Genomic DNA, 4257 nt, shown 5'->3' on the forward strand with positions numbered 1-4257 from the left:
CTCCAGCCGCCGGACCGTGGCGCACTGTCCCAGCACCACCGGCCGCAGCACGGGATGCCGCAGCTCGCAGGCGCCGTCCCGCATCCGTACCAGGCCCGCCGCCTCGGCCGCGTCCAGATCGGCGGTCGTGAGTCCGTCGAGCGCCAACACCCGTTGCAGCAACGGCCATTGCGGGGCCCGGCTGGCGGCGACGTACACCAGAGCCTCTCGACTGCGCGGCGGCAGCATGCGCAACTGTCCGCGCCACGCCCGCTCCACCAGCGGCCCGGGCGCCTCCCACGAGTCGTCCCACGGCTCGGCCCCGCACGCCCGGGTCCGGGCGAGCGCCGCGGCGTACTCGACCAGGACCAAGGGGTTGCCGTGCGCCAGCCGCACGATCCGGTCCGCCGCCCGGTCCGCCCGGTCGAGCGACTGCCGCCGTAACAGCGCCCAGCACTCGTCGTCCGTCAGTGGCCCCAGCGTGGTGTGCGGCACGCACTCCTGGATCCCGTCCTCCGTCTGCCCCCTGCGCGCCGCCATGACCAGGGCCACGCGCTCCGTGGCCAGCCGCCGGGCCACGAACTGCAGGACCTGGCGCGAGGAGGGATCGGCCCAGTGCAGGTCGTCGACGAGGACCAGCAGCGGCCACTCCTCGCCGGCGGCGGCCAGCACACCGAGCGCGCCCGCGCACACCGCGTACGGGTTCGACTCGGCCACGTTCGTGAGCGCGAGACAGCCCTCGACCGCTCTCCGCTGGGCCGACGGCAGCTCGTCGAAGTACGGGTAGAGCGGCAGCAGCACATCGGCCAGCACCGCGTACGGCAGTACGGCCTCCGACTCCACTCCGCAGGCCCACAGCACCCGGGCACCCTGGCAGCGGGCGGCCGCGTGGCGCAGCACCATGCTCTTGCCGATCCCCGGTTCACCACTCAGCAGCAGCGCACCACCCCGCCGGGGCAGGGCGTCCACCAGGCCGTTCACCAGATCCCGTTCGGCGCGTCGGCCGACGAGGCCGACGGGCTCCGGGACGGACGCCACCTCGTCGGGCACGGCGGAAGCCATGACGCGGTACGCCCCGCGCGCACCCGAGTCCTCCGACACGCGGACCGGATCGTATGTCGCGCCGCCCGCCGGCACGCCGGTCATCGTTGCTTCTTCCATGACGCCCCCGTACACCCGCCGCTCCATTGCGGCGTTTCGTCATGTCTCCAGAGTGCCCCCGGGAGGGCGATCGGCGTGAGGGCTCGGGACGGTCCTACGACGGCCTCCGTACGGCGGGATTCGCGCGGCCAGGCCATGACGCGTAGGACCCGCCGGTGCATCCGGCGCCGCCGACCCGGCAGGTGGCGTAGGCGTTCCGGCAGGCGTGCTGCTCACGAACGCCGGAGGGCATGTCCCGGGCGGAGGCAGGGAGTTCCCCGAAGTCGTCGTGCGGGCGTTCGGGAATGCTCGCGTGTTCCTAGACCGGAAAGGGACACGGGATGACTGAGCAGGGACAGTTCCGGCGAGTGATCACGAACCTCACGCACGGCGGACACGCGATTCTCGACAGTGCGGACGGAGCGGAGCGGACCGCCCAGACCCAGGAGAGTCTCAGCACGCGCAGCACGGTGGTTCAGGAGTCCACCGACGACGCGGCGCACGTGGGTACCACTGATTTCGACTACTTGTTCCCCGACCTCGCGAAGAAGTTCCCGGACAACCACCTGCCGAACGACGACGTCGCTAAGGTCGTCAAAGCCCTGCTCGCACTGGGCTCGGCGATGGTGGAGACCCCGGACGACGTGGGCGACCCGGACCTCAACTCGCCGATTCCGCCGATCTACACCTACTGGGGCCAGTTCATCGACCACGATCTGACGGCCGCGACCGACCGCGACCTGGTGATCAACATCACCGATGAGAACCTGCAGCCCGTGCCGCCGGACGAGGTGATCGAGAAGCTGGCGAACCTGCGCATCCCGGCGCTGAACCTCGACTCGGTCTACGGCGACGGACCGTTCGCGCCACCGGTGGCGGGCACGAACGCGGTCGCCTACGACGGGATCAAGCTCCGGCTGGGCGTGCTCTCGCCGGTTCCCGCCAATGTGGGCGCGCTGATTCCTCCGGTCGACGACACGCAGCGGGATCTGCCGCGCAAGGCCGACCGCACTCCGCTCGTCGGCGACGACCGCAACGACGAGAACCTCGTGGTGGCCCAACTCCATGTGGCGTTCCTGCGGTTCCACAACGCGGCGGTCGACTGGGTGCGCGACAACGAGCCCGAGTTCGAGTCGGACGCGGAGATCTTCCGCCGGGCCCGGGACCTCACCCGGTGGACGTACCAGTGGTTGTGCGTGCACGATTTTCTGCGCACCGTGGCACGCCCCGACGTCGTCGACCGGGTGGACACGGCGGAGGGCAACCTGCTCGACCTGGACCGGCGCGGCCTCTACATGCCGATCGAGTTCTCGGTGGCGGCCTTCCGCTTCGGCCACAGCATGGTGCGCGGCGCCTACGACTGGAACCGCAACTTCGGCCGGCCCGGCGACAGGGCACCCGTGTCCACCCTGAACCAACTCTTCCAGTTCACCGGCAAGGGCGGCTTCGCCGGCGGGCTGACCACGCTTCCGTCGAACTGGCCGGCGGAGTGGGACCGCATGGTGGACAAGAACAGTCCCTTCGCCAACCGCTTCACGCGGCTCATCGACACCAAGCTCGCGCCGCCGCTCGCCAACCTGCCCAACGAGGGCAACGCCCCGGACCTGACCCAACGGGTCAGGGATCTGCTCAAGCGGCTCGCCCAGCGCAACCTCCTGCGCGGCTACCGACTGGCCGCCCCCACCGGACAGGCAGTGGCCGAGGCGCTCGAAGTCGCACCCCTCAGCCGCGCGGAACTCGAACAGGACAGCAGCGACGAGGTCAAGGCCGCCTTGGAGGCGGCCGGCCTGTTCGACCGGACCCCACTCTGGTTCTACGTGCTCAAGGAGGCCGAGGTACGCGAACTGGGCAGGCGACTCGGCGAGGTCGGCAGCCGCATCGTCGCCGAGACCATCATCGGCCAGATCCGCAAGGACCCCGGCTCGTACGCCAACCGGACGAGCTGGAGCCCCGCCCAGGGCGTCCTGCTCCCGAACGGCCGGCCGGTGCGCACGATCCCGGACTTCCTCCGGTTCGCCGGCGTCCTCTGACCCGACGACACTCCCTCGGGCCCTGCTCCCGCGCCCCCGCCGACCTGCGTCGGAGGGGGCGCGGGCGCGTGTGCGCCGTAGGGAGTTCCCCGAAGCGCCGTACGACCCGCTCGCCGGACCATGCGCGCATGGACCTACGACAACAGCAGCAGAACATGGTGGAGCGCTACCGGGAAACGGCGGACCAGCGCACGGACATCCGGCGACGGCAGGTGGAGACCGGCTCGCCCTTCGCCGCCGACAGCGCGGAACAGCTGCGCGCCCGCGCGAAGCGGCTGGTGAGCAAGCGCGAGGTCGACCCGGGAAAACTGGAGCCGGTGCCCTCCGACGGAGGGCCGGTGCGTCCCGCCGTCGTCCTCGAACGGATCCTCGGCGACGCGAACGACCTGCAGAACGTCAACTTCCTTGCCCGCGGCGCCCGTGCGGCCCGCGCGGTCGCCCGCGTCTCCATCGTCGAGGGCGGACGGCGGGCCGGGTTCGGCACGGGTTTCCTCGTGGGGGAGCGCCTGCTGCTCACCAACAACCACGTGCTGCCCGACGTGGCGACGGCGACGGGGTCCTTCGCGGAGTTCGACTTCGAGTCCGACGCCGACGGTGTGCCCAAACCGGTCGACTCCTACGACCTGGCCCCGGACGAGCTGTTCGTCACGGACCCCGCGCTCGACTACACACTCGTCGCGGTCGGGGCCGGTACCGACGGCAGGCGGCCCGGCGCGGTGCACGGCTGGCTGAAGCTGATCGCCCAACAGGGGAAGATCGTCATCGGCGAGCCGGTGAACATCGTCGGCCACCCCGACGCGCGGCCGAAGGAGATCGCGGTCCGCGCCAACGAACTGCTCAACCAACTCCCGCGGTTCCTGCACTACCGCACGGACACCGAGCCCGGAAACTCCGGCTCGCCCGTCTTCAACGACCAGTGGGAGGTCGTCGCGCTGCACCACGCCGGCGTGCCCGATCCCGACGGCGCGGGCTGGATCGCCAACGAGGGAGTCCGCGTCAGCGGCATCATGCGGCACCTCACCGCAGCCGTGCTGCCACCGGAACAGCGGGCGCTGCTCGCCGAGTTGGGCCCCCAGTCGGTGCCGGTCGGACCCGCGCCCGCCGAGGC

At 71.2% G+C, this 4257-nt stretch carries 3 protein-coding genes; 2 read left to right on the forward strand and 1 reads right to left on the reverse strand.

Going from position 1 to position 4257, the window contains the following annotated elements:
• Positions 1–1125 (reverse strand): ATP-binding protein (locus tag R6V09_RS47345; RefSeq protein ID WP_317887646.1); only part of this gene is annotated, 1125 nt, incomplete at its 3' end.
• Positions 1126–1460: 335 nt separating this feature from the next.
• On the opposite strand from R6V09_RS47345, the gene R6V09_RS47350 reads away from it, so the two are divergent.
• Positions 1461–3149: a peroxidase family protein gene (locus tag R6V09_RS47350; RefSeq protein ID WP_317887647.1), complete on the forward strand. Its 1689-nt coding sequence runs from the start codon at positions 1461–1463 to the stop codon at positions 3147–3149.
• A gap of 128 nt (positions 3150–3277) precedes the next feature.
• The coding region (locus R6V09_RS47355; RefSeq protein WP_317887648.1) for a trypsin-like serine peptidase at positions 3278–4257 on the forward strand (980 nt) is incomplete at its 3' end.

Origin of the sequence: Streptomyces sp. W16 (assembly GCF_033194735.1) — a bacterium.
Classification (GTDB): Bacteria; Actinomycetota; Actinomycetes; order Streptomycetales; family Streptomycetaceae; genus Streptomyces.

Excerpts from the sequence above, each read along its gene's own strand:
- R6V09_RS47350 (WP_317887647.1), top strand. The coding sequence starts at position 1,461 with ATGACTGAGCAGGGACAGTTCCGGCGAGTGATCACGAACCTCACGCAC.